At 61.7% G+C, this 19,692-nt stretch carries 16 protein-coding genes and 1 pseudogene; 15 read left to right on the top strand and 2 right to left on the bottom strand.

Annotation, left to right across the window (positions count from 1 at the left end; translation table 11 throughout):
* Nucleotides 1-73: 73 nt before the first annotated feature.
* The 3 genes and pseudogenes from IPM54_34010 (at nucleotide 74) to IPM54_34000 (ending at nucleotide 4,439) form a co-directional block, all read left to right on the top strand.
* A complete protein-coding gene (locus IPM54_34010; protein ID MBK9264787.1) occupies nucleotides 74-2,047 on the top strand; it encodes a hypothetical protein in 1,974 nt (657 codons plus the stop codon).
* A 51-nt stretch (nucleotides 2,048-2,098) separates the two neighbouring features.
* Nucleotides 2,099-3,476 (top strand): annotated as a pseudogene (locus IPM54_34005) (HAD-IG family 5'-nucleotidase).
* 57 nt (nucleotides 3,477-3,533) lie between these two features.
* Nucleotides 3,534-4,439, top strand: coding sequence for a PAS domain-containing protein (locus IPM54_34000; protein MBK9264786.1), 906 nt, complete (start codon nucleotides 3,534-3,536; stop codon nucleotides 4,437-4,439).
* Nucleotides 4,440-4,443: 4 nt separating this feature from the next.
* On the opposite strand, the gene IPM54_33995 is transcribed toward IPM54_34000, so the two are convergent.
* Nucleotides 4,444-5,598, bottom strand: coding sequence for a VWA domain-containing protein (locus IPM54_33995; GenBank protein ID MBK9264785.1), 1,155 nt, complete (start codon nucleotides 5,596-5,598; stop codon nucleotides 4,444-4,446).
* 184 nt (nucleotides 5,599-5,782) lie between these two features.
* Between IPM54_33995 and IPM54_33990 the strand changes: the two genes are divergently transcribed.
* The 4 genes from IPM54_33990 (at nucleotide 5,783) to IPM54_33975 (ending at nucleotide 10,934) form a co-directional block, all read left to right on the top strand.
* The gene (locus IPM54_33990) at nucleotides 5,783-7,657 is read left to right on the top strand and encodes a PE-PGRS family protein (protein ID MBK9264784.1); all 1,875 of its coding nucleotides are present in this window, start codon (nucleotides 5,783-5,785) and stop codon (nucleotides 7,655-7,657) included.
* Between the two features lie 207 nt (nucleotides 7,658-7,864).
* Nucleotides 7,865-9,001 carry a hypothetical protein gene (locus IPM54_33985; GenBank protein MBK9264783.1) on the top strand — a complete coding sequence of 379 codons (1,137 nt, stop codon included), beginning with the start codon at nucleotides 7,865-7,867 and terminating at the stop codon, nucleotides 8,999-9,001.
* Between the two features lie 56 nt (nucleotides 9,002-9,057).
* On the top strand, nucleotides 9,058-9,807 hold the full coding sequence (locus tag IPM54_33980; GenBank protein MBK9264782.1) for a hypothetical protein: 750 nt from the start codon (nucleotides 9,058-9,060) through the stop codon (nucleotides 9,805-9,807).
* Nucleotides 9,804-10,934, top strand: coding sequence for a hypothetical protein (locus tag IPM54_33975; GenBank protein ID MBK9264781.1), 1,131 nt, complete (start codon nucleotides 9,804-9,806; stop codon nucleotides 10,932-10,934). The genes IPM54_33980 and IPM54_33975 overlap by 4 nt, the downstream gene beginning before the upstream one ends.
* Nucleotides 10,935-10,950: 16 nt before the next feature.
* On the opposite strand, the gene IPM54_33970 is transcribed toward IPM54_33975, so the two are convergent.
* On the bottom strand, nucleotides 10,951-11,601 hold the full coding sequence (locus IPM54_33970) for a hypothetical protein (GenBank protein MBK9264780.1): 651 nt from the start codon (nucleotides 11,599-11,601) through the stop codon (nucleotides 10,951-10,953).
* Between the two features lie 295 nt (nucleotides 11,602-11,896).
* On the opposite strand from IPM54_33970, the gene trxA reads away from it, so the two are divergent.
* From trxA to IPM54_33930, 8 genes are all read left to right on the top strand, one after another.
* Nucleotides 11,897-12,220 (top strand): thioredoxin, encoded by a 324-nt coding sequence (trxA, locus tag IPM54_33965; protein ID MBK9264779.1) that lies wholly within the window; start codon nucleotides 11,897-11,899, stop codon nucleotides 12,218-12,220.
* A gap of 107 nt (nucleotides 12,221-12,327) precedes the next feature.
* Nucleotides 12,328-13,914: a hypothetical protein gene (locus IPM54_33960; GenBank protein MBK9264778.1), complete on the top strand. Its 1,587-nt coding sequence runs from the start codon at nucleotides 12,328-12,330 to the stop codon at nucleotides 13,912-13,914.
* Between the two features lie 71 nt (nucleotides 13,915-13,985).
* Nucleotides 13,986-15,008, top strand: coding sequence for a type I glyceraldehyde-3-phosphate dehydrogenase (gene gap, locus IPM54_33955; protein ID MBK9264777.1), 1,023 nt, complete (start codon nucleotides 13,986-13,988; stop codon nucleotides 15,006-15,008).
* 3 nt (nucleotides 15,009-15,011) lie between these two features.
* Nucleotides 15,012-16,238, top strand: a complete 1,227-nt coding sequence (locus tag IPM54_33950; GenBank protein ID MBK9264776.1) for a phosphoglycerate kinase — start codon at nucleotides 15,012-15,014, stop codon at nucleotides 16,236-16,238.
* Nucleotides 16,239-16,276: 38 nt separating this feature from the next.
* Entirely contained in the window at nucleotides 16,277-17,026 is a 750-nt protein-coding gene (locus tag IPM54_33945) for a triose-phosphate isomerase (protein ID MBK9264775.1), read from the top strand.
* An 86-nt stretch (nucleotides 17,027-17,112) separates the two neighbouring features.
* Entirely contained in the window at nucleotides 17,113-17,382 is a 270-nt protein-coding gene (gene secG / locus IPM54_33940; GenBank protein ID MBK9264774.1) for a preprotein translocase subunit SecG, read from the top strand.
* A gap of 11 nt (nucleotides 17,383-17,393) precedes the next feature.
* Nucleotides 17,394-18,857 (top strand): glycosyltransferase family 39 protein, encoded by a 1,464-nt coding sequence (locus IPM54_33935; GenBank protein MBK9264773.1) that lies wholly within the window; start codon nucleotides 17,394-17,396, stop codon nucleotides 18,855-18,857.
* A gap of 3 nt (nucleotides 18,858-18,860) precedes the next feature.
* A complete protein-coding gene (locus IPM54_33930) occupies nucleotides 18,861-19,562 on the top strand; it encodes an N-acetyltransferase (protein MBK9264772.1) in 702 nt (233 codons plus the stop codon).
* Nucleotides 19,563-19,692 lie beyond the last annotated feature (130 nt).

The raw sequence follows: 19,692 nt of genomic DNA, 5'->3' as shown, positions 1-19,692 counted from the left end.
CCCAAGATACTTCGCCCCGCGAGCAACGTCAACGCGCCGCGCCCTTTTGAACGTCTTGTGTTATCCTCGCACCGTGCGCACCGCCCTCGCTATCTTCCTTGCACCGTTTGTCCTTCCTGCATGCAGTGATCCCGCAGCCGCGCCGGCCGCTCCGAGCGTCATCGCGCTGTACGGAAAACCCGCCGAAACAGCCCTGACGCCGTACCCGTCGAACAGGTACACGCAGCCCGATGCGACGACCGTCACGGGAAGGCGCGTCCACATCGGGCCGGACGTGACGAACGACGTGCTCATTTCGGGTTATGCGACGACCATCGCGCAGCTCAACGAAATGGATGGGTTTTCCACGGTGGGCGGCGTCGTGGTCAACTTCAGCGGGCCCATCGATGCAAAACCCCTCGTGCTCGCGCCCGATGCCGAACCGCCGCTCCTCGGCCCGATTCTCGACGCAAGCGATTACCAAAAACCCGGCGCGCCTTTTTACCTCGTCGACGTCGACCCCGATTCCCCCGAACGCGGCAAACCCGTGGGCCTCGTGCCTCAATGGTATCCCCAGCCGGCCGACGGGTTTTACCCCGACGACTTCACGCTCGTCGCCGAACCCGCCGTCCCGCTTCGTTCGAGCACCAAGTATGCGTTTGTCGTTACGAACGCATTACGTGCCGAGGATGGCGGCCTCGTTGGCCGTTCCGAGGACATGAACGCGCTGCTCGGAGCCGGCGCCGAAGGCGAATATGGAGCGGAAGTATCGGACGCGCTCGACGAAATCGAAAAGGGCATTGGGGTAAAACGAAGCGACGTCGTATTGGCCACCGCGTTTACGACGGCGACGATTCGTACGGGCATCGAGGCGATGGGCATGGCTGCGCGGAAAGCTCCTCCGCCGGCGCTTTCGTCCAACTTCGAGGTGCAGCAGGGGCCGGAACCGGGCGGTCGAGTGCGTTTTCGCGCTGTTTACGACACGCCCGAATATCGCTCGGCGACGACGGGGACGTGGCAATTCGATGGTGATGCGCCCATTGTCCAGAAAAACATGGGACTCGAAGTGTTTTTGGCCTTTTCCAAGGCGGAAGCGTCCGGAAAGCGTCCGGTCGTGATTTACGGCCACGGCCTCGGAGGCGACAAAGACGGTACTTGGGGCACGTCGGAACGTTTGGCGGCGCTCGATCCGAATGGCGTTGCCGTGTTTGGCATCGATTCGCCCGAGCACGGGACGCGCGCGAAGGATCCCGATCAAAATTCGCTCTTCGCGGCATTTTACTTTTTCGGCATCGACGACAAGACGCAAACGTTCGACATTGGCAAAGCCCGCGACAATTTTCGGCAAATGGCATCCGACCAGCTCGAGCTCGTGCGGCTCATCGAATCGCTCGGGACGCTGGATTTGTTGCCCGTGGGCGCGCCCGATGGCGTGCCGGATTTGGATACGTCGCGTATTCTGTACATTGGCCATTCATTCGGGTCCGTGCAAGGTCCCACGATCATGGCGCTCGCTCCCGAAATCAAGCAGGCGGTATGGAACGTGGGCGGCGACGGTTTGATGAAGCTCTTGCGAGATTCCGGCACCTTTGGATTGCTCGTGAATTCATTTCGTCCGCCGATGACGCCCGATGGAGCGCTGGGAAGGTTTTTCGCCGTCACGCAAGCCATTGTCGATCCGGGCGATCCGCTCAATTATGCGCGCTATTGCGCCATCGAAGAATTGCCCGGTACGACGGGCGCGACCCCGCGAGACGTCTTGCTTCAAGTCGTGCTCAATGACACGATCGTGCCGAATAGCTCGAGCGAAGCGCTGGCGCGGGCCGTGGGTGCGGATCACATGAATCCGGTGCGTCCGGTGACCGGATTGCCTGCGAAGACCGGGCCGCTTTCGGGCAATGGTCCGACGGGCTCGACGCTGGTGATGAGCCAATTCGACAAGATCAACGGTGGCAAAACGGCCGTGCATGGCGACCTCATTTTTGCGCCGGAAGGACAAGCTCAATATGTCGAGTTTTTCAAGACGGGCCTGACTGCGCCGCACGCAACGGCCAAGCCGCCGTACTGACGAGCTTGCATGACGACCTTTCGTCTGGTAGTCGGGTGAGAGGAGCGACGAATGACCGACTTCGACGGCCTTCCGGGCCCGCCGCCGCGTGAACGTGGAATTTTTTGTAACCGTACGATGAACATGCGGTCGATCAAGGCGATCGGCTACGACATGGATTATACGCTCATCCATTATCGCGTGGACGAATGGGAGCGGCTGGCGTACGAGCATTTGAAGGCGTGGCTTTTGGCTCGGCAATTTCCGGTGGAAGGATTGTCCTTCGATCCCAACCTCGTCATTCGGGGGCTCATCATCGACACCGAGCTCGGCAATTTGCTCAAGGTGAATCGATTTGGTTATGCAAAACGCGCGATGCACGGGACGAGCCTCGTCGATTTCGAGTCCATGCGTCGTGCCTATTCGCGAACGTTCGTCGATTTGTCCGAACCGCGGTTTGTCTTTCTGAACACTCTTTTTTTTGACGAAAAGTGGTCTCGACGAAGCCCATATGGAAGGGCGCATGAAGGCGGAAATCATTGCGGATCCCGATCGCTTCGTCGTTTTGGATCCGGACGCGCCGCTCGCGCTGCTCGATCAAAAACGAGCGGGCAAAAAACTGCTTTTGATCACGAATTCGGAATGGGGCTACACCGACGCGATGATGCGTTATGCCTACGAACGTTTCTTGCCCAAAGGAATGGCGTGGCGCAGCCTCTTCGACGTGGTCATCGTGCAGGCGCGCAAACCCGAATTTTTCATGCAAAGGTCGCCGCTCTTCCGCATCGTCACGGAGGACGGGCTCCTTTCGCCGACGCACGGGCCGATTGCAATGGACAATTCGTACCTCGGCGGCGATGCCATGCAGGTCGAAAAGTCGCTCGGGTTTTCCGGCGACGAAATCCTTTACGTCGGCGATCATATTTGGGGCGATGTGCGCGTTTCTTCGAGCATCCTGCGCTGGCGCACGGCGCTCATTTTGCGCGAGCTCGAAGACGAAGTCGTCGCATCGCACGCGTCGCGCGTGGACGAGGCGCGTCTTTCGGCGCTCATGGAAGAAAAAGAAGCCAAGGAGCTTGCCATTTGCCAACTGCGACTCGTCGAACAACGTCGGAAAAGCGGCGATGTGGTGGCCGAAGGAGCCCCGACGCTCGAAGAAATCGACGTGCGCCTGCAGGCGATGAAACAGGCACTCGCAGAGCTCGACGAACGAATCGGGCCGCTTGCGAAGGCTGCGGGTGAAGTGTCGAATCCGCATTGGGGGCTGCTCCTCCGTACGGGTAACGACAAGAGCCACTTGGCACGACAAATCGAACGTTCGGCAGACATCTATACGTCACGAGTATCCAATTTTCTGCTGCATACGCCGTATTTCTATTTCCGTTCTCGTCGCGGCACGCTGCCTCACGATCCGTCGGGGGAAGTGCCGAGTCCGAATCCTGGGCCGTAAATCGCGTGTGCGATCGTCGTTGACCATTCCGGGCATTTCGACGATCATGCCCACGCGATGATGGACCAAGAGCAAGACCAAGCCGATATTCGAGCTGCGCTGGAGCAGGCCCAAAAGCGGATTGCCGAGCTGGAAGCGCGGATTGCTGCCGAGGCAAGGGAACGCGACGAGCATCCGCATTGGGTGCTCGAGCTGCTCGACAGTGCGGGAATCGGCGTGTGGGAATGGGACATCGCGCGGGACAAAATCACGTGGAGTGACGCGGTCTTGGCCACGTATGGGGTCACGAGGGAATCGTTTTCCGGAACGCTCGATGCCTACATGGCGATGGTGCACGAGGACGATCGGGCACGCTTGTCGGAGCGTGTCGAGCAGGCGTTCGCGCAAGAAGAGCCGGCGTACTACATCGAGCACCGTCTGGTTCGTCCGGACGGCGAAGTCCGTTCATTGAAGGCGCATGGCTTCTTGTTTCGGGATGCGACGGGTAAGCCGTATCGGCTTGCGGGCATCACGCAGGACGTCACCGATCAGAAGCGTGAAGAGGCCGAGCGGGCGGCGATGCAGCAGCAAATCATCGATGCGCAGCGGGAGAACTTGAGGCAGCTTGGAGCTCCAATCATTCCTCTTGCGACAAACACGCTCGCGATGCCGCTCGTCGGAGCGCTCACGCCCGAGCGCGCGACGCTCGTCACGGAGACGCTTTTGCATGCAGTCACGGAGCGAGCGGCGGAGTTTGTCATTTTGGACGTCACGGGAGTGCCTGCGGTGGACACGGACGTCGCGGATGGTTTGTTGCGAGTTGCGCAGGCGGTGCGGCTACTGGGTGCCGAAGTAGCGCTCACGGGCATGCAGCCGGGGGTCGCCCGAGCGCTCGTGGAGCTTGGTGTGGACATGAGTGCATTCGTGACGAAGGCCGACCTGATGGGCGGCATTGCGTGGGCGCGGAAAAACGCTAAGCGCTGAGGCCCTACTTCGCAATTTCGGTCTTGCAGCCGAGCAGAATATCGATGGACGCGCCGAGGTCCGATCGCACCGTGGTGCACGTCGAGGCGCACAATTGGATTTTCGTCGGCATTTGGAAATTATCGTAGGACCAGCCCACGCCGCCGGCGCAATCCGTATTTTGCGGAATGGTCGTCGCATTTCCGCCCGACGATGGAGTGAACAGCACGTTCACGAGGCTCGTGTCGATTTCGCCGCCGGTGACCTTGTCCGGCAGTTCGTATTCGCAAGGCAATGCTTTGCCGCGGGCTTTGGCGAGGGCATTTTGGAATTCCACTTGCACGTTCATGTTCCCGACCATGATGGCGCCGTCGGTGCCTCCGCCCACCGCAATTTGGTCGGCGATGTCTTTGGGGATCCCGGGCAAACCAATGACGAAGGTGAGAACCTTGAAATCCTTCAATCCTTTGGCTGCAAGCGCTGCGATGACCGCGGGATCTTCGGGATTTGCGCCTGCGCACAGCGGCGCCGGGCCTTCGGGAGCACCGTCGGTCACGAGCAGCACGGCGCACGCCGTGCCCGGTTTGTTTTGCAACGTATCGGCACATTCGAGAATGGCGCCACCGAGCGCTGGGTAGATGGGGGTCTTGAAGCCATCGGGCTTTTGTAATGCGATGGCATCCTGAATGGATTGAGCATTGCCAGGCAATTCGCCAAAAGGTACGACGGGCGTTTTGTATTTGAATTGATCACACGTGGATTCATCGGGAAGCGGGAAGAAGTTGAGCGCCACCGAAGTCCCCGTCGAAACGGGGTCCGTGACGAATGCGCCGAGACCTGCTTTCGCATTGTCCCATTTGTTGCCCGTCGTCATCGAGCTCGATTTGTCGAAGGCGATGTAGAGGCTCAAAGGAATCGCTACGCCTTTTTCCTTGACGAGCCCGCATGCGGAATCGGGGTCGATGGAGCCGTCGCTGCCCCCGGTGCCCGGGCCGCCGTCGCCAAAAAGGTTGCCGCCATCGCCTCCGGTTCCTCCATTGCCGACGCTGCCGGCACCGGATCCGGTACTGCCTGCTTGGGTCGAGCCGGAAATGCTGCTGTCGGGCGCGCACGCGGCGAGCGCTGCGGCTTGAAGCGTGAAGGTAGAAAGCGCAAGGAAGACGAATCGGCGATGGTTCATGGGCAGTGATGGTGCCAAGCGCCGCGTCGTGCGTCAACGACATGCGCCCTGCCGATCATCGTTCGCCGAAAGCCGCAGTGTGTCATTTTCGTTTATGATTTGTGACTCGAGCGGATTTGCTTTGCGCGCGACTGCGCGCATGAAAGGACTTGCCAACGTGCGCGAGGGCGGATTAACTCGCCGTATGCGCGCGCGACTTTACCTTGGTTCGATCTTCTGTTTGGTTTTTGGCGGGGCGACGGCTTTCATGGGCTGCGCCACGAGCGATACGATTGGCACCGGAGGGCTCACCGGCGGCTCGAGTGGATCGAGCGGCTCGGGGGGCGACGGCGGAGACGGTGGTGCCAGCGGGTCTGGAGGTTCGGGGGGCGATGGCGGTGCGAGCGGCAGCTCGTCGAGTTCGTCCAGTGCATCCAGTTCGTCCGGGATGGGCGGCATGGGCGGCATGGGCGGCGGCGGTGGAGCCGGTGGGGGTGGCGGAGCGGGCGGCGGAGCGTCGAGCTCGTCGAGCTCCGGGATGGTCGACCCTTGCATGAATGGTTGTCCGACCAATACCTACGACATCGACGGAAACGGGCTCACGGGTGAATGCGGCTGCGAATACACCTGCACCAAGGTCGGCAACGACGATCCGATCGACGATCAATACAAGGACGACAACTGCGATGGAGCCGATGGTGTCGTCGAAGCATGTGTGTACGTGTCGACGAGCATCGGCACCGATGCCAATGCTGGGACGCGGGAATTTCCCATGCAAACGATATCCGCGGCCATTCAGAAGGCGCAAATGATCGGGGTGCCGGGGGTATGTTTGTCGGGAGAAATCTATAACGAAGCGGTCAATGTCGCTTCGGGCGTCAGCATTTATGGTGGATTCGATCACAACGACGCCGACTTCAAGTTCCGCCGTACGAACAAGGTAACGACGACCGTGAAAGCGACGGGCACGGTATTTTACGCGGCGAAAATCGATCAAGAGACGCACATCGAGGGCATTACGATCGAAGCGTCGACGCCCGTGGGTAATGGTGAAAGCACCTACGGCGTGCGCCTCGGTGGCGGCGTTGGTACGTTGTACGTTCGGTACAACGCGATGACCGTTGGAAATGGAACGAATGGCGCCAGCGGCACCAATGGCATGGCGCACGCGCAGAGCAGTGCTCCGAACGGCAACAACGGCACCAAAGGGGCGCAGAAGAACAACAGTTCGGGCATTGGTGGCGCTGCGCCCTCATGCGACGCACCTGGCGGAAAAGGTGGCGATGGTGGTGCGGATGCTGCGCCGGGGCAAAACGGAGCGACTGGGTTCGGGGGTACGTCAGGAGGCTCCGGGGCGCCCGCGAATGCGTGCACGCCTGCCATTGGCTCGCCGGGCACGCCTGGCGGACCAGGCCAGGATGGTGCCGATTCGGTGCAGGGCGCAGCGGGCCAGGGCGGCGCGAATCTGGGTCAAGTCATGGGGCATTTCTATTTGCCTGCCAATGGCACGAACGGTGGTGCTGCGCAAACGGGCAAGGGCGGCGGCGGCGGCGGCGGCGGCGGTGGCGGCAAAGGTGAGGGTCTTTGCTTTGGCGACTGGGACAAGGGCGGCGGCGGCGGCAGCGGTGGTTGCGGCGGCAAAGGTGGCAATGGTGGAACGGGTGGCCAAGGTGGCGGAGGAAGCTTTGGCGTATTCGCCGCATCGGGCAAGCTCATCATGAGCCACAACAGCATTCAGCTCGGCTCTGGCGGTAATGGTGGCATCGGTGGCAACGGTGCGCTCGGACAAACCGGCGGGGTCGGCGGCGGTGGCGGCGGTAACAATGATGACAGCGGCCCCGGCGGCGCTGGCGGCAAGGGCGGCAAAGGCGGTGCCGGTGGAGCAGCCGGCGGCGGTGGCGGCGGGCCCACCGCATGCCTGGCGCGCACGAGCAGCGTCACCTTCACGTACGACGCCAACTCCAACAGTTGCAGCACCGGCGCCGTGGGCCTCGGTGCCAACGGCGGGACAAACCCCGAAGGTGGTGTCGGTGGCAAAGGTAACAACGGCACATCGGGCTTCAACATCCAGATAAACTAGCCGAGAGCGGGCCTCGAGTTGCACGCTCGCTCCGCGCGCGTGTGACGCGCGCTTCGCGAGGCCAGTCACGATGGGGGGCTCGCAGGCGGCCCTGTAAGTGTTTGACCTTCGGCCAAAACACGGGCCGACTGCTCTGCCCCCCATACCCCCCGATTGACCTTGCTTCAATTTGTTCCGCGCTCTAGGAAGGCCCCCACAGAAAAAGTCATGACCATCCACATCGTCGAGCTTCGTGAAGGCGGCAAAAAGCACCTTCGAGACTTCCTCGATATCGTGCGCGACATTTATGCCGGCGATCCCGCATACATTCGTCCCCTGGACATGGACGTCGAAGATCGCTTGAACCCCAAGAAAAACCCATTTTTCGAACACGGCGAAGCCACGGCATTCGTGGCGTATCGCAATGGCAAATGTGTCGGTAGGATCTCGGCGCAAATCGATCGCGCGCATCTCGAACGGCACAAGGACGACGCCGGGTTTTTTGGGTTTTTCGATACGATCGACGACGCCGAGGTCGCCAAAGCGCTGCTCGACAAGGCGGCTTCGTGGGCCGTTGGCCGCGGCATGAAAAAGCTGCGAGGTCCTTTGTCGCTCAACATCAATGAAGAAGCCGGGTGCCTCGTCGAGGGTTTCGAGCATCCGCCGGTCATCATGATGCCGCACCATCGCCCGTATCAAGGCGGCCTCATCGAACAAGCAGGTTTGTCCAAGGTCAAGGACTTGTTCGCTTGGACCTATGCCGTCGGTACCGTGCCATTACGTGCGCAAAAAGCCCACGACGACATCGTCGCCATGCCCGAAGTAACGGTTCGTCCCGTCGATCCCCGCCGAATGCTCGACGAAGTCCGCGTCATCATGGACATTTTCAACGACGCATGGAGCGACAATTGGGGGTTCGTCCCGCTTTCCCAATCCGAGCTTGCCAAGATGGCGTCCGACATGAAGCTCATTCTGGTTCCAGAATTGACATTTGTCGTGTCCATCGAGGGCAAACCTGCCGCGGTCGCCTTGGGCTTGCCCAACATCAACGAAATGATTGGCGACTTCGACGGTAAATTGTCCCTGGTGACGATTCCAAAGCTCTTGTGGCGCTTGAAAATGCGCGGCGCCAAGAGCGGCCGGCTCATCATTCTGGGCGTGCGTAAAGAATACCGAAACGTTCGCCGCTTCGCCGGCCTTTCGGCCTATTTGTACGTCGCAATGAACCACGCCGCCCAAAAACTCGGTATGACCCACGGCGAGCTCGGTTGGACCCTCGAAGACAACGCCGCGATCAACGCCGGCATCCGTCTCATGGGCGGCCGCGTCTACAAGAAGTATCGCGTCTACGAGCGCTCCTTGTGAAGCCCCGTTCGAGCGAACGCTTTGACCATCGCGTCGCGCGTTCGTACACTTCGCCCATGCGTCCTTTCGTGGTCGCGTCCGCTACAGCGTTCGCCGCTGCATCGCTCGGCCCAGCACCTGCTCGCGCCGAAGCTCCGCCACCTGCGTCTCGCGGAGCGCTCGTCGTCGCGCTCGGATCGAACGTCGCGACAGAAGCCAAGGCGCTCGCGCGTGACGTCTACCGCGACCCGCGCCTACAGCCGAACGTCGACGAAGTCACCGCGCGCGTGCTCGCGGGCGAACCTGCTGCAGAAGATGCGCCGCCCGAGCTTCGATCGCTCGCTCGCGTGCGCGAGTCGCTCCCCACGACCCCGGATGATCTTGGTGCCAAGCTCATTGCCGCCATCGGTCACGAGCGCCACGCAGAGATCGTCGTCGCCGTTTCCATGACGGGTGATCGGCCGATGGCACGCGTCGTACGCGTTGCTTCGGCGAAGTACGAGTCGGTGCTCATCGAAGCCACGGCCGAGCGCGGCGAAGGCGGCGTCGTGCGGCATTCGTGGCCCGGGGCGACGACCATCTTGCATCAGTTCTTCGTGGCTCCTGCCGCACCTGTCGCGCCGCAAGCCGGCAGTCCGATTGCTCCACGCAAGATCGAAACGCAGCCGCCGAAGCCGGTTGACAAGCGTTCGTCGTGGTACAAGTCTCCGTGGTTTTGGGGCCCTCTTGGCGCCGTGGTTGCAACGGGCGCGGCCATCGTCATTGCCACGCAAGCCACCAAAGACGACGTCGATACCTTGCGCTTGCGTGGTCAGGTTTCGCCATGAATCCAGCCGCGAGCGCCCTACCGATGACCGTCGCTGCGGCCGCTTTTTGCGCCGTGCAGGTGACCCCGTTCAATGCAGCCGCGTATTCGAATGCGCGTCCCTACGATGCGCCGATCGCCACGAATACGCGCGCTACCTCGCCGGCGCTGCCCCCGGGTTACCTCGAGCATCACGATTCGGGCCTGTCATTCGCTTACCACCCGACGGCGCACGAACGCGTTCGAGCGGCCATTCCGGTCCTTTTGCGAGCGCGTGCGCGCATGAGCACGCAGCTCGGCCGCGACGTTCTCGGCGCCATCGAAATTCGCATCGCCGCCATTCCCGACGAAATGCGTACGCTCGGCCCGATCGAGGACATTCCGCCGTACGCACCGGCCATTGCATTTTCCAAACACAAGCTCATCGTGGCCAGCCTCGGATCGCCTCGTTCGCTCGAACAAACCGACCTTGGCACGGCGCTTTCGCACGCGCTTGCACACGTCGCGCTCGACGAAGCGCTCGACGGTCGCTTCGCACCGTTATGGCTACACGAAGGGTACGCGGCGCATGTTGCAGGAGACGGCACATCGGCGCGCGCTCAATTGATGGTGATGGCCACATTGCAGCGGCAGGTCTACGGCATTGCCGAGATTGGTCCGCGCTTTCCGGCGGATGCGCCCGAATCGTCGCTCGCATTTGCTCAAGCTGCCGACTTGACGCGGTTTCTCTCTGACAAACCGCGGCGCGCTTCGTTCGTGGCGATGCTCGAAAAAACACGCGACGGCGAAGAATTCGATCGAGCGCTCGAAGCGGCGTACGGATCGAGCCTCGCATCGATCGAGGGTGCATGGCACCGGGACATGGCACGCCGGTATGCTTTTTTGCCGGTATTCCTGGCAGGCATTGCGATTTGGGTCTTATGCGCCGCCATCGTATTTCTGCGCCGATATCTCGAAAGGCGCAAAGCACGAGCGGACAAACCGCCCCGAGACGCCGAAGCAGAGCGCATTTCCGCGATTGAAATGGCCGTGGCGCGAGCCGAACGAATGCCCGTGCGCGGGCGAGGTGAAAGCATGGGCAGCGCGATTCCCCTGGAAGCCGAAGTGCCCAAAGTCGAGCACGAAGGCGATTGGCATACGCTGCATTGATTGGCTTGCGTTTCCGCTAGGGAAAAACCCTCGACCTCAAATATTCCGCCGTCCGTTCACCCAATGTTTCCGCAGCGCTCGCGAGCCTCTCTGCAATCGTCGGAGCGCTCATCGTGGCAGGCGCCGTCGCGCGTATTTCGATGACGTCGACCGCTCTCCCGGCGCGATTGGCAATTTCGACGGTCATGTTCACCTGCGTCGGACGCGCCGCCGTGACCGTGTAAAACCCAGGCTCGATGAACGTCACGCGCGATCGCACCACGAATGCATCCGCTTCATTGGGCTTTGCGAATTTCACCTCGGGCAAATGCGAAGCAAGCGACTCGGCGTAACGTTGCGACAAACGTCGCTTTCCCGTGTCCCATGCGGCCCGCTGCTTCTCGTCCTGCTTGCGCAGCCAACCGCTTTCCGAAGCATCGCCGACCAACACTTTTTCGTAGCGCACCTCGTCTACGACGAACTCTCTTTCCGCAGGCAATGGGTTTGGATCCGTCGCCGTGACGACGACCCACGGCGGACCGCACGCTGCGCACACCAGCCATGAACAAAGCGCAATCATCCGAGCCGCGTACTTCATTGCTTTACCCCCGAACTTCAACCCCTCCACCCGCACGCTAGCACGTTTGTCCGCATTGGTTTGTCCTTTCGCCAGAACGTGCGCAGCCACGCATTCAGCAGCCACTCCTCACGCAATCCGTCGACGGCCATCCATTCGCCACGGACGTCGCTTCGGTCGGTCCCTTTCGCCCCGACACGTAACGACCTCGTGGGCATTCGCCTGGACCCGCCGGGGCGCCCTGCGCTGAGTATCCTCGCTTGCGCATCGGGCCTTCCCGTCCCGAATGGCCGAGCAGAAAAACCGACCTTGTCGGATGGCGATCGCGAAGTTACGTTTCGTCGCCCTACGAGAAAGATGGCTGGGTACGGCGATCGCGCTGAGACCTGGCAGACAGCGAGGCACCATGGCTGGCAAGAATGTCCTTGAGTTCAATGAGCAGAATTTCAGCAGCGAGGTACTGGGATCGGACACACCCGTACTCGTGGACTTCACGGCCACGTGGTGCGGTCCATGCAAAGCGCTTGCTCCCATTGTCGACAAGATTGCCGACGACTTCGTTGGCAAGGTGAAGGTCGGCAAGCTCGACATCGATGCAAACCCGCAAGTCACGGCCAAGTACGGCGTGCGCAGCGTGCCCACGGTGTTGGTCTTCAAGGGCGGTCAGAAAATCGGCCAACATGTGGGTCTGACGTCGCGCGACAAGCTCGTTGCCCTCTTGGGCGTTTGACAGGCGTTGGTTTCGCTCGAGCGGCCCATGCTGGCGCCGCATAGCCGATAGCTCCGCAGGCTGTTAACGTTCCTGCCGGAATCTTTTTTCGAACGCGCAGGTAGTTCTTGTACGAACGTGCTCCAGGGCAAACCCTCGAACGCGTCATCGCGGCGCATGGTGGGTTCGGCATTCCCGTTGCCCGCGCGAGGCGCATCATGGGCCACGTCGCCCACGCCCTCGTTGCGTCCAATGAAGCTGGCGTCATTCGAGGCGGTCTCAGTCCAGCCCACATCCTCGTGGTCGCGGAAAACGAGAACGACGTAGCAAGCTTCATCGAACACTCGGCCGAGGATCCACCGACGCATCTCGGTTACTTTGCGCCCGAACGATCTGGTTTGTCGCAAGGCACCATCGGCTGGTCGACCGACGTCTTTCCATTCGCTGCGATTTTGTACGAAGTTTTATGCGGAGCTCGAGCCTTTCCGCAGACGGCCGCGTTCGAGATCGCGCGCCAAGTCATGCTCGGTCCAGCGCCCGCGCTCGCCGCAACGGCTGCAACGTTGCCCGTCGAATTGCGCGACAGGCCGGATCTCGTCGCAGCGCTCGATGCGCATCTTGCTCGAGCTCTCAGCGGTGACCCGACCACGCGTCACCCGACCGTGCAGCAGTTGTGGCTCGACGTAGACCCGATCTTGCGGGACGCCGTCAGGCCGACCGCCGGTGGAGAAGTTCGTACCAACGAACCGTCGTTTGTCTCTCCAAACTACTATCGCATCCAGTCGGCAACGTCGATGCCGCTGCCGTCCGATCTGATGCTCGGTGAACGCGTCACGTGGGAGGTCCTCGGCCCGCCCATTGGCATCGAGCGGCTTCATGCATCGATCCTCGTCGAGGATGGTCGAGCGATCCTCGCGGCGGGCACGCGTGGCCTCTACCGCCTCGTGCGAGGTGCTTGGTCGCGTGTTCCGCTTCCCTCTGGCGTGGACGTGCGCTGCGTTCGAGGTTTGTCGCGCCTTGCTTCGGGCGAGCTGCTCCTCTTTGGCGAGCCGGATTTCTGCGTCGCCCTTTCGGCTCGCGGATCGGCACAACGCATCGCGCTTCCGGATCGAGACATCACGCTCGATGCTGCCTATGCCGACGATCGAGGCGTCATCCTCGTGGGCCAGCATGTCGCGCGATCCGTCGGTGCAGCGGTGCTTTTGCCACGAGGTGCGCCTGCGTCCACGGTCATCGTCGAAGAAACGCCGCGACTTACGGATGTGACGCGATTGGCGAGCGGCGCGATCGTGGCCGTGGGCCTGAATGGAGCCATCGTCGAGATCGACGAGCGATCGGCGCGCGACGTCCCTTGGGCGCGTTCGGGCCACTTGTACGCCGTGACCATGGGCATGTTCGGCGCAGCGCATGCGGTCGGCAGCGGCGGGCATGCTGTACGGATCGAGCCTTCGCCGACGGGTGGACCAGCCGTTGCAACGCTCGAACGCGTGCAAACCACGCGCGATTTATGCGGAGTTGCGGCGGATTTTCGTTCGGGTGCCGTGTGGGCGGTGGGAGCGGATGCGCGGCTTCTGCAGCGAAAAGACGACTGCTGGGTCCGCGTGCCTTTGGATCCATCCGTGACGGGTCGCCTCTTGCGCGTTCACCTGCGAGCCCCACGCGTCATCGTGGTTGTCGAGGATGGTTCGGCATTCGTCCACGATTCACCCGTTTAGCGGCTTGACCAAGCCATCCCACCTGACTACGTAACGCCCCGCATTCAACACTTTTCCGAGGAGTCTCTTCGATGGCAACGAAGATCGCTATCAACGGGTTCGGCCGGATCGGTCGCTGCATCGTGCGTGCTTTGGTCGAGCGCGGCGAGAAGGATCTCGAGATCGTTGCGATCAACGATCTGACCGACGCGGGCACGCTCGCGCACCTCTTGCGGTACGACTCGGTCCACCGCGAATTCCGCGCAGCGCGCGTGAGCCACGGAGACGGATTCATCCAAATCGGCGACCGCAAAGTCACCGTGATGGCCAAGAAAGATCCCGCTGAGCTCCCTTGGAAAGACCTCGGAGTCGACATCGTCCTCGAATGCACGGGGCTTTTCACCGAACGCGCCAAGGCCGCTGCGCACCAGACCGCAGGCGCCAAACGCGTGATCATCAGCGCGCCGGCCAAAGGCCCCGATCTCACGCTCGTCCTCGGCGTCAACGATGCCTCGTACAACCGAGACAAACACTCCATCGTTTCGTGTGGTTCCTGCACGACGAACTGCCTCGCCCCCGTCGCTCGCGTCATGCTCGATCACTTCGGCATCGTTCGCGGCCTCATGACCACCATTCATTCGTACACCAACGATCAACACATCCTCGACTTGCCCCATCGCAAAGGCGATCTGCGCAGGGCACGAGCTGCCGCCGTCAACATGGTTCCCACGAGCACCGGTGCGGCAAAAGCCCTCTCCGAAGTCATTCCGGAGCTCAAGGGCAAGTTCGACGGACAGGCCATTCGCGTCCCGACGGTCGACGTTTCGCTCGTCGATCTCACGCTCGAGACCGAAAAGCCCGTCACGAAGGAATCGATTCACGCTGCCATGAAGCGCGCTGCGGAAGGCCCGATGAAGGGCATTCTCGAATATGTCGAAACGCCGCTCGTCTCGGGTGACTTCATCGGCAATCCGCACTCCAGCATGTTCGACTCCACGCTCACGCAAACCATCGGAGACAACTTCACCAAGATCTTCTCCTGGTACGACAACGAGTGGGGATTCTCGAACCGCATGATCGATGTCGCTCTGCTCATGACGCAGAAGGGTGTTTGAGCCGTGAAACTCACTGGAATTCGTTCCATCGAGGATCTGGCCAATGCCGACGATCTGGTCAACAAGCGCGTCTTCATCCGCGTCGACTACAACGTCCCGCTCGACAAGAAGACCGGCGCGATCACGGACGATGCACGCATTCGTGAATCGATCCCGACGATCAAGGTCGCGGTCGAAGCGGGCGCCAAAGTCATTCTCGCTTCGCACCTTGGAAGGCCCAAGCCGGGCAAACACGAAGGCCTGAGCCTCGAGCCTTGCGGCACGCGTTTGGCCGAGCTCACGGGATACGAAGTGCACCTGCCCGATGATTGCGTGGGTGATGCTCCGAAAAAGGTCATTCACGATCTGCGCGCGGGACAAGTTTGCCTGCTCGAGAATCTTCGTTTCCACGAGGAGGAAGAGAAAGACGACGAAGCTTTCGCGCGAGAGTTGGCCGAGCTTTGCGACGTCTACGTCAACGATGCATTCGGCGCGGCGCATCGGGCGCACGCGTCCGTGCATGCGCTCGCGCGTATGGTGCGCCCGCGAGCTGCGGGGCTGCTCATGCTGAAAGAGCTCCGCTCGCTCGCACGCTTGCTCGATCGTCCGGAAAAACCTTACGTCGCCATCCTTGGTGGCGCGAAGGTTTCGGACAAGATCGACGTCGTCGAATCGCTGCTCAATGTGGTCGATGTGCTCTGCATCGGAGGCGCCATGGCGAATACGTTCTTGGCGGCTCAGGGCAAGAAGACCGCGGCGAGCAAGATCGAGGACGACAAGCTGCCGCTTGCGCGAACGATTTTGCAGAAAGCACGCGATCGCAACGTCGAGCTGCTCTTGCCCGTCGATGTCGTCGTCGCCAATTCGCTCGATGCACCGGTCGGCACCGACGTGGATGCATCCGCCATTCCGGACGGCACGATGGCGCTCGACATTGGTCCGAAGACCACTGCGCTCTACGGTGAGCAAATTCAACGGGCCAAGACGATCTTTTGGAACGGGCCGATGGGGCTCTTCGAGTCGGCGCCGTTTGCACGCGGCACGTTCGAGGTCGCTCGCATCATGAGCACGGCTTCGGGCTTCACGGTCGTCGGCGGCGGAGACAGCGCTGCTGCGATTCGCAAGGCCGGCGACGACGTGGCCAAGGGCATCGATCACATCTCCACCGGTGGTGGTGCATCGCTCGAGCTCATCGAGGGCCGCAAGCTGCCTGGTGTCGAGGCTTTGCGCATGTCCGAGGACGCGTCGTGAACCCGCTTCGTCGTCCGCTCATTGCGGGCAATTGGAAGATGAACGCTGGCGGCCGCGATGCGTGTGCTCTCGCGGTCGCCGTGGCCGATGCGGCGCGCAAGGCGACGCACGTCGACGTCGTGGTTTGTCCTCCCTACACGGCGCTCGCCGCGACGGCGCACGAGCTGTTCGAGGCCAAGAGCGCGGCGATGCTTGGAGCTCAAAACATGCATCCCGAGCCGGCCGGAGCCTTCACGGGCGAGATCAGCGCACCCATGCTGATCGACTCCGGTGCTGCGTGGGTCATCCTCGGACACAGCGAGCGACGCCAACATTTCGGCGAAACCGACGAGCTCGTGGCGCGCAAGGTTGCGGCGGCGATCCGTTCCGAGCTTCGACCCATTGCGTGCGTGGGCGAAACGCTGGAGGAACGCGAAGCCGGCAAGACGCTGGAAGTCGTCGAGCGTCAAGTGCGAGCGCTTCTCGATGATCTCGCCAAGCGTCCAGGATTTGGCGTCATTGCGTACGAACCGATCTGGGCGATTGGGACGGGCAAGGTGGCTCGTCCGGAAGATGCGGAAGAAGTGCACGCGATGATTCGCGGCCTGCTCACGAGCGTCGGCGAGGAATTCGCCCAGACGACACGCATCCTCTACGGTGGAAGCGTAAAAGCCGACAATGCCGAAGGGCTCCTTGCTCAGCCGAACATCGACGGTGCGCTCGTCGGTGGCGCGTCGCTCGACGCCGCTGGCTTTGGCAAGATCATCGACAGTGCCGAGCGGCTGGCGGAGTCGGCCGAACAAGGGTAGAACCCGTTACCCTGTGCGGTTTTGGATCGGCCACGGCATCGTTCCCAACAGCCAAGCGCCGTGCGATCCAAGGAAGTGCGTCCATGCTGATCCCCATTCTCAACGTCATTCACGTCGTCGTTTGTCTCTTTCTGATCCTCGTCGTGCTGTTGCAGCAGGGTAAGGGCGGAGGTCTTGCGGCGATGGGTGGCGGCAGCGCGCAAGTGTTCGGCGGTCGTGGCGCGGGCAACTTCATGACGCGCCTGACGGCCATCTGTGCTGCCATCTTCATGCTCACGAGCCTCTCGCTCGCGTACCTGTCTTCGGCCGGTGACCGCGAGCTCGGCGGCGAATACGAGACGTCCCAAGGCAAGTAACCTGCGCCCACTTGGTTCCGCGTCGCGCTGATCTCGGCGTCATCGTTCTCGTCAAGGCGCTTGCGTGCGCGCTTGCCCTTGCCGTGGGGTTTCGCGCGGTCAGTGACGACGACTTCGCGCGCGTCACGATTGCGCAGTCCTTCGCGCGATCGCCCGCATTCGACGCATCGGGCACGAGTTGGCTTCCCTTCCCGTTTTGGCTCACGGGATCCGCCATGATGGTCGCGGGCCGGTCGCTTCTCGTGGCGCGTTTCGTCGCTTTTGCGCTCGGTTTGGCCAGCGCCGCGCTCGTCGGATTTGCCGCGTATCGGCTCACGAACGATCGCAAAGGTGCGCTCTTCGGCGCGGTCCTCGCCGCGGTTTTTCCGTGGAGCGTTCGTCTTGGCGTAGCGACCGTTCCCGAGCTGCTCACGGCCGCGTTTGCCGTGTTTGCCCTCGCGTCGCTCGTGGGTTTTTCCGCGTCGCAGCGTCTGCTCGGCGGTGCGGCGCTTTTTTGCGCCACGCTCTCGCGTTACGACGTTTGGCCGATCGCGGCAGCATTTGCCGGCTTGACGCTCCTCGACGTCCTCCGCTGGGACAAACCTTCCCCACGTCAAAGGTTTTTCCTTGGAGCTGCAATCGTTTTGGCCATCCTCGGGCCGGCCATCTGGATCGCATGGAATCACGTAGCGCGAGGCAATGCGTTCGACTTCTTGGATCGCGTTGCCGCGTATCGACGCGCGATCGGAGCGCCGGACGATGCGCCCATGGCTCGCCTCTTCGCGTATCCGCTCGCCATGATTCGTCACGAGCCCGAGATCTTCGGCGCGCTCGCGATTCTCTTCGGCATGGGTCAATCGGCATCGTTGCGACCGCAAATGCGTGAAGCGCTTCGCCCCTACCTTCGGCCGCTCGCCGTTGCCTTGTTTCAGATGGCGGTCTTGTCGGCGGCGATGATCAAAGACGGCGCGCCGACGCATCATCCCGAGCGTGCGCTGCTCGTCATGCTTCTCCTGTGTGCGCTCATCGTTGGAAACCTCGCTGCAATCCTTCTGCCTCGAGCGAATCGAATGACGCGCCTCGTGTCGGCGGCAGCAGGCATCGGCGTGCTCTTGCTCAGCCTGATCATCGTGCGGCGATGGTTTCGTGGCGAGGATTTTGCGGTTCGTCAGGACGAAGTTGCGACGGGTAGCTTTGCCCAAACGGCGCTCGATCCCGGTGAACGAATCCTCGTGGACGTCGTCGATTACGGCTACTTTGCGTTCGTCGCAGCCTTGGGTCGTCCCGAGGATGCCGTGCTCGACCGCGATCTCGATCCGCGCAATCCGAAGCGTGCATCGAGCTTCGAGGATCGGGCCGTCCTTTTGCGCAAGATCGACGAGGCACGCGTTCGCTGGATCATGGCGCACGTGACGAGCCCTGCGGCCAGAACGCTTGGTCCTCCGCAGTTTGTTCACGGCAACTTCGGTCTATGGCACGAGCGATCCTGGAGGTAGTGCTTGGACAAACCCGCCGGACTCCCCTCTGTTCTCGTAGCGCACGGCGATCCACCGTTTTTCGTTCACCCGTCGGCCATCCTGGACGTTGGGGCGTCGATCGGCAGCGCGACGCGAATTCATCATTTTTGTCATGTGTCGAGCGGTGCGCGTATTGGCCAGCGATGCGTGCTGGGGCAAAACGTCTTCATTTCCGGAGCGGTCAGCGTCGGCGACGACGTCCGAGTTCAAAACAACGTATCGCTCTACGACGGCGTCATCATCGAAGATCGAGTTTTTCTCGGTCCATCCGCGGTGTTCACGAACGTCACGAATCCCCGGGCAGAAATCGACCGGCGTGGGATTTTCGAAACGACGCGGGTTTGTCATGGCGCAACGATCGGCGCCAACGCCACGATCATGTGTGGCGTGACGATTGGACCGTACGCATTCGTCGGAGCGGGTGCCGTCGTGACGCGTGACGTGCCCGCGTATGCGCTCGTCGTGGGAGCTCCTGCGCGACGAACGGGTTGGATGAGCCGGCACGGGCAGAAGCTCGGCCCGCCGGGAGCCGATGGGACGTTGGTTTGTCCGGAAAGCGGCTTTCGGTATCGCAGCGAGCAAGGTGGTCTTCGTTGTCTCGATGCAGCCGATGAAATGCCATTGGCAAAAGAGGGCCGCGTGAAGGGTCGCCGATACATTCGTCCAGACATTCGGCGCGGGTAATCCAAAAGCCTGCCGCAAACTTTGGTTTTCTTGCCTAGAGCCCTTCCTATCTCGACGCTTGCAGCTACACTCTGGAGCCCGCACGTGACCGAAACGAAAGAGATCGATCCCAAAGGTCCGCGACGTGGCC

This window comes from Polyangiaceae bacterium (assembly GCA_016715885.1).
GTDB lineage: Bacteria > Myxococcota_A > Polyangia > Polyangiales > Polyangiaceae > Polyangium.
The sequence above is the reverse complement of the archived record's forward strand: the minus strand, read 5'-3'. Positions and strand labels throughout refer to the sequence as shown.